8 protein-coding genes are annotated in these 5117 nt (G+C 54.8%); 5 read left to right on the top strand and 3 right to left on the bottom strand.

Annotated features, from left to right (window positions below; translation table 11 throughout):
• Positions 1-54 precede the first annotated feature (54 nt).
• Positions 55-1344: a hypothetical protein gene (locus tag GEU01_RS26535; RefSeq protein ID WP_019087374.1), complete on the top strand. Its 1290-nt coding sequence runs from the start codon at positions 55-57 to the stop codon at positions 1342-1344.
• An 83-nt stretch (positions 1345-1427) separates the two neighbouring features.
• On the opposite strand, the gene GEU01_RS25970 is transcribed toward GEU01_RS26535, so the two are convergent.
• Positions 1428-1748 carry a hypothetical protein gene (locus GEU01_RS25970; protein ID WP_157212896.1) on the bottom strand — a complete coding sequence of 107 codons (321 nt, stop codon included), beginning with the start codon at positions 1746-1748 and terminating at the stop codon, positions 1428-1430.
• 351 nt (positions 1749-2099) lie between these two features.
• Between GEU01_RS25970 and GEU01_RS19355 the strand changes: the two genes are divergently transcribed.
• Positions 2100-2366, top strand: coding sequence for a hypothetical protein (locus GEU01_RS19355; protein ID WP_019087376.1), 267 nt, complete (start codon positions 2100-2102; stop codon positions 2364-2366).
• Positions 2367-2446: 80 nt separating this feature from the next.
• Here GEU01_RS19355 and GEU01_RS24050 read toward each other — a convergent pair whose 3' ends face one another.
• Positions 2447-3079 (bottom strand): hypothetical protein, encoded by a 633-nt coding sequence (locus tag GEU01_RS24050; RefSeq protein WP_019087377.1) that lies wholly within the window; start codon positions 3077-3079, stop codon positions 2447-2449.
• Between the two features lie 76 nt (positions 3080-3155).
• Positions 3156-3623, bottom strand: a complete 468-nt coding sequence (locus tag GEU01_RS19365; protein ID WP_010515754.1) for a hypothetical protein — start codon at positions 3621-3623, stop codon at positions 3156-3158.
• A 99-nt stretch (positions 3624-3722) separates the two neighbouring features.
• Between GEU01_RS19365 and GEU01_RS23410 the strand changes: the two genes are divergently transcribed.
• Genes GEU01_RS23410 through GEU01_RS19380 form a run of 3 tightly spaced genes read left to right on the top strand, consistent with a single transcriptional unit; the run spans position 3723 to position 5043 of the window.
• On the top strand, positions 3723-3983 hold the full coding sequence (locus tag GEU01_RS23410; protein WP_042710969.1) for a hypothetical protein: 261 nt from the start codon (positions 3723-3725) through the stop codon (positions 3981-3983).
• Between the two features lie 20 nt (positions 3984-4003).
• Positions 4004-4258, top strand: coding sequence for a hypothetical protein (locus tag GEU01_RS19375; RefSeq protein ID WP_019087379.1), 255 nt, complete (start codon positions 4004-4006; stop codon positions 4256-4258).
• On the top strand, positions 4255-5043 hold the full coding sequence (locus tag GEU01_RS19380; protein WP_019087380.1) for a BRO family protein: 789 nt from the start codon (positions 4255-4257) through the stop codon (positions 5041-5043). The genes GEU01_RS19375 and GEU01_RS19380 overlap by 4 nt, the downstream gene beginning before the upstream one ends.
• Positions 5044-5117 lie beyond the last annotated feature (74 nt).

Raw genomic sequence — 5117 nt, forward strand, 5'->3', positions numbered from 1 at the left:
ATATTGCATGCCGATCAGGGGTTATTTTTGAGTGCCGATTGACAGCATTTATCCATGGCGGGACAGATTTTTGCCATGAGGGGGGCGCCGAACGCCATTTCCCAGATTGAAAGCGCCATTCAATCTGGTGAAATCGCAGGACTGAACGCACCCGGAGGCGGCCTTGATGTCAACAAACTGCGTGACTTCATTGACCGTTTATCCCAGACGGCCTTTGCCATGCAGGGCACGTTTGATCTTGGGAAATACCTGACGGGCCTGCGGCAATTCGGCACTGGTGCCAGCGCATCAAGTATGGATTTCCTGACGGCTGAATTGCCATCCCTTATGCGGGTGATGCAGGAAAGCCGGGCAGGGACGGCGCTGGCGTCGTTGGACCAGCTTATGCTTTCGCCACCGCCTACTACGCGCAATCATCGTTTTCTTGATGAACAAAAACGGATAGGCATTCGCGACCATAACGGACACCTTGTAAATGAGAGAGAATATCTAAGCGACCGTATGGCGTGGTATACCGATGTAATGGTGCCTGCGTTTGCCAAGCACGGCATTACATCGCGCGAGTCCATCACCAACGAACTGAACCTGCTGTTTTCACGGTCTACTGTGCAGCGCCTCGGTGCGTCTCTCAGCGCAGATGCCGAATTATATAGCCGGGAAATTGCCCGCAACAGGGGGCAGCAGGCGCAGGGCGATGCGCCTCTCATGAATTATCTGCAGAATGCACCCGGCGCGCAATTTGCGGCGTTTACGGAGTCATGGCGTGCGTTTGAAGCGGTGACGTCTCAGGCGCTTATGGTGCCCGTCGTGAAGTCAGTGCAGCTTATCACGAGCGCGTTTAACGACATCACGCGATATGTGCAGCAGCATCCTGATGATATCAGGCAGTTTGGGAACGACATCCATGGGCTTGTAACCATGCTGTCCACAATCGCGGGGGCTATTGGATCGGTGTTGAATGTAATTCCCGCTCCGATCAGGCGCATTCTTGAAAGCACGGCAGTTACGGCGGCAGCCGGGGCGGCGGCCGGATCTGTCATCCCTGTTGCGGGCACAGGTGCTGGTGCGGCGGGTGGCGCGGCAACGGGCTTGGTTCTGGGTGTATGGAATGAAGCGAATCATCAGGCCAATCGCATTTCTGCGATGCAGACCGCTCCGGGCGGAAGTGCTGCGTCACAGCACGTAGGAACCGCCAATATCAGCCTAAACCTGAACGGCAGGGAGATTGCTACCGCCGTGCAGGATGTGCAGTTCCGTCAGGCCCAGCAGGACATGCGGGCCAGCGGCACCGCGCCTGACGTGATCCAACACCCGCAGGTGCCGGGCAGGGCGATTGGGCGATAAGTCGATATCCATTATGGACGCTCCTGCCAATGTGGTATTATGATACCGCCTTGGCAGGAGACCCGAAATGGAAATAACGCCCGTTAATGGCTCTGATTTTTTGCGGAAAATTGAACAGGCTTACCCGGATTTTTTTCAGCCTCTGCAAGGGCGTGTTTTAGGATTGATACTGTTTCCGATGTTAGACGGGCCCGAACCACCTGCGCCCGATCAAAGCCCGGAAAGTGCAGGCTTGGACAATCAAGGTAAACCGATCCATCACCAGAAAGGGTTACTGTTGTTGTAAGGTCAAAGACGCACTCCAGAGCAGGCTTGTCTGACGGTAAAATCTTTGCCCACTTTTCTTTGAATTCCTGCGCTTCTTCAGGCGTCATCCCGGCAGGTTTTTTCTGATCGTCTTGCATCTGCACCTCCTTTATGGAGGCACCCTCGCATGACGGCATGAGTCGTCCCAACAGTCAGGATGGCAATGCTACTGCCCATTCCGCGTAGGCCGACGCCCCTCAGCCTGCGCGTCCTTCTCACACTCATACTGCCCGTATTTCGTGTTCCCGTACCAGCGTTCATGCCGGTAGTGGTAGACGCTGGACCGGGTATTCACCCAGACGGGCTGGTCGCCTTTGGGGCAGGTAGGTTCGGCCTGGCTACTCTCCGGGGCGTATGTGCTGTGCCGAGGTGTGTAGGCGTGAGCTGCTACGGGGGTGAGTAGGGCGAGAAACGCAACTGCAACCCGTCCCATTCGAAAGGAAATCAACATGAAGCAGACAATTCCGCTGACCGTCCGCGTTTCATTGCCCGAGGGCCTTTCTCAAAGCCTCACGAACCTTATCGGCCGCCGCTCGCTCGACTTCGCTTCTATTCTCTGCGATGAATTTCTTCGAGACCTCGTTGCGCGTCCCAAGGACGAAGCCACAGGACTGGCAGATGACCTCATCATCGCCCCGAGGCTGTCCATCGCTGACTTCGACGCCAAGGTTTCCGCCGCACTTGGGGCATTTCGGGCTGAATTGCAGGCTTCCTAGATCGCTCATCCGCTCCTCCTGCGGGGACATTTCCACATGGGCCAGAGTCGGATTTATAGGATGTGTCGGATAGGGGTTATTCAGTTGCCAACAGGAGGCAGTTCATAAACCACATCCAGTGGCCTGATCACCACAGCGTTTATGGTTCCCGCCTGCGCGTTCCATTGGAAAGGCATAGGTTCGGTATCGAATGAGGTGTCGATCTTATCGTCGGAAACCACGCCATATGCCTGATAATACAGGTCTGGGGACGCACTGATCGTGCGGGCATGCCAATCCCATTGCGAGGATACTATGACGTGGGCGGCTGTCTTATCACAAGGGTGGCGCTTGCTGAGCTTGACCTGGCCATCGGTGATAAATGCTTGATGTGGGTGCCCTGTTTCGTGATCTGTCCGTAGATACGCCTCGCGCCTTTTCTCTTCTGCGTCACTGATGGACTGCCATCCTTTGCCGCCATGATTTTCGGGGTCGTTTACGATGTGCTGCATATCGCCGGGGGCTTTCAGACCATTGAACATATGCCACGCACCGTCAAACACAGTTCCTGCCGGGATCAAAATATCCCCAAACGAAAACTCTTTTTGAAAATCTTCCGGGCTTGTCGGGTCATATGACACGCATATTTCGACGGCCTCGTGCCCCGTGGATGTTTCCGCGATGGCGGCGTTCGGCAACAGTAGGCCGAGCAGGCTTAGGGTGGTGAATCGCATGGTTCCTCCTGCCTGAGTTTGGCTGGGGAGGGCCGAGTCTGGCTAGTCATGCGCCTTCGGGCGGCTTTTTGCTGTTCTAAAATGGGATTTCTTCCTCTTTCGAGTTCGGGGCATCCCACCCGCGCGTGGCGGAGTTCTCCGGCACGCTTGGCCAGTCCTCCCTGAGCCATACGTTCCCATCATCTGTAATAGATCCTGTTTTCATTGATCCATCGCGCTTGATCGACCCCGCATCGCCATTCCGCATCCCAAATCGGACTTCGCTATCTTCAATGTCAATGCGGTTGACAAGGATATGCCCACTCAAGACTTCTTTTGCCATTGCGCGCAAATCTCGGTCCTGACGGAAATAAGCCCTAACCTGCTTCATAATGTCATCAATCGTATCACGCGCCTGAAGTGCTTCACTCAAAAGGCGGCGCACGGCCTCGACTTCCGACGGAATATTATTGTCATTCTGGTAGGTGCGAATGCGTTCAAGCAGTTCTACCGGCAGGACGTGCACTCTACGCTCAGTAGTCGGTTTTTCCTGATCTTCCGCCATTTCACTCTCCGCATTCCTGATATGTGTATTTTCAGCACAAAGAGAGGTGACATATCAATTGACATCAAGAGTGACATACTTGTATCAAGAATACGGCGCATGCAGTTGCGTCAGAAAGAAGAGGAATGGGAATTGGCGTACAAAACGGGATACGGGCCCGGCGTTCATAAGGAGAATATTTCACGCCTTCAATTGAGGGTGCCGAAGAGGATCGTTGATGCGATCGACATTTTCGGTATTCCCGAAGGATTTCGAAGCCGAAACGCTGCAATCATCCACCTGATTGAGCGCGGATTGGCGGAAACAAAAAAGGCATCAGGGTCCAGTTTGGCGACTTCCCCCGATGCCTCTGAACAGTAACCCACAAGGAAACCATTCCTATGAATGACATTATCACATCAGGCATCACGCCTGCAATGATCCCGGGGCTTCGCAAGGCAATTGAGGTTTGCGAAGAATACGCAGCCGAAAATATGCATATTGCCCATGACGATATTCGTCGTGTTTGCGCAAATCCAGAACCGACCACAGAGGCCGACCTCGACTTCTCTAATATGCATGGGGTCCGCTACCACGCAGGGCATGAAATGGCCCGCATACTTCGTGAGATGATTGGCGAAGTAGAAGTGGCATGAACCAGAATATCATTCCCTTCGCGTTCAAAGGACATGAAATCCGCACCGTTCTGGTTGATGGTGAGCCAGCCTTCGTTGGCAAGGACGTGTGTGAACGCCTCGGATATGCCAACCCTAACAAGGCGATGAACGACCACTGCAAGGGGGTCACAAAACGTTACCCCCTTCAGACGCCGGGTGGATTGCAGGAAGTTCGCGTCCTCTTCGAGCCTGACGTGCTGCGCCTCATCATCAAGAGCAAGTTGCCTGAGGCGGAAGAGTTCGAACGATGGGTGTTTGAGGAAGTCCTTCCCGCCATCCGCAAGACCGGCGGCTACATGCACGCCGCGCTGGACGAGACGCCGGAGGAACTGGCCCTGCGCGCGATGAGCGTCCTGCAGGAGACTGTGAAGCGGCAGAAGGCGCAGCTTGATGAAGTACTTCCAAAGGCCGCCGCACTCGACCGCATTTCGTTTGCAGAGGGGGAGTTTGGTCAGCACGAAGTGGCAAAAATGATCCAGGTAAAGCCCGGCGTGTTTACCAAGTTCCTTGATACCAACCGCTGGCGCTATGCACGCGGCAAGGTAAAGCTGGCCTATCAGGACAGGATTGATGCCGGATACATGCGGAACAAGGCGCATCCATACACCGACAATAACGGCGAGGAGCATCTTGGAAATACCATTCGCATCACGACCAAGGGCTTGCTGAAGTTTGCCCAGATCGTGCCGGGTGCAAAGCTTGATCCAGTTGTCGAGGATGCCATGCGCCCTTTCGCCAAGAAGCGGGAGACAGAACCGGCGTAATCCACGCCGGTCTCCCGGTCAGCGGCCACCTGCCATCTGACGAAGAACTGCTGATCTGGATGGCTGAATGCGAT

Origin of the sequence: Komagataeibacter europaeus LMG 18890 (assembly GCF_000285295.1) — a bacterium.
GTDB lineage: Bacteria > Pseudomonadota > Alphaproteobacteria > Acetobacterales > Acetobacteraceae > Komagataeibacter > Komagataeibacter europaeus.

Excerpts from the sequence above, each read along its gene's own strand:
- GEU01_RS19380 (WP_019087380.1), top strand. The coding sequence starts at position 4,255 with ATGAACCAGAATATCATTCCCTTCGCGTTCAAAGGACATGAAATCCGC.
- GEU01_RS24050 (WP_019087377.1), bottom strand. The coding sequence starts at position 3,079 with ATGCGATTCACCACCCTAAGCCTGCTCGGCCTACTGTTGCCGAACGCC.
- GEU01_RS25970 (WP_157212896.1), bottom strand. The coding sequence starts at position 1,748 with ATGCAAGACGATCAGAAAAAACCTGCCGGGATGACGCCTGAAGAAGCG.
- GEU01_RS23410 (WP_042710969.1), top strand. The coding sequence starts at position 3,723 with ATGCAGTTGCGTCAGAAAGAAGAGGAATGGGAATTGGCGTACAAAACG.
- GEU01_RS19365 (WP_010515754.1), bottom strand. The coding sequence starts at position 3,623 with ATGGCGGAAGATCAGGAAAAACCGACTACTGAGCGTAGAGTGCACGTC.
- GEU01_RS19375 (WP_019087379.1), top strand. The coding sequence starts at position 4,004 with ATGAATGACATTATCACATCAGGCATCACGCCTGCAATGATCCCGGGG.
- GEU01_RS19355 (WP_019087376.1), top strand. The coding sequence starts at position 2,100 with ATGAAGCAGACAATTCCGCTGACCGTCCGCGTTTCATTGCCCGAGGGC.
- GEU01_RS26535 (WP_019087374.1), top strand. The coding sequence starts at position 55 with ATGGCGGGACAGATTTTTGCCATGAGGGGGGCGCCGAACGCCATTTCC.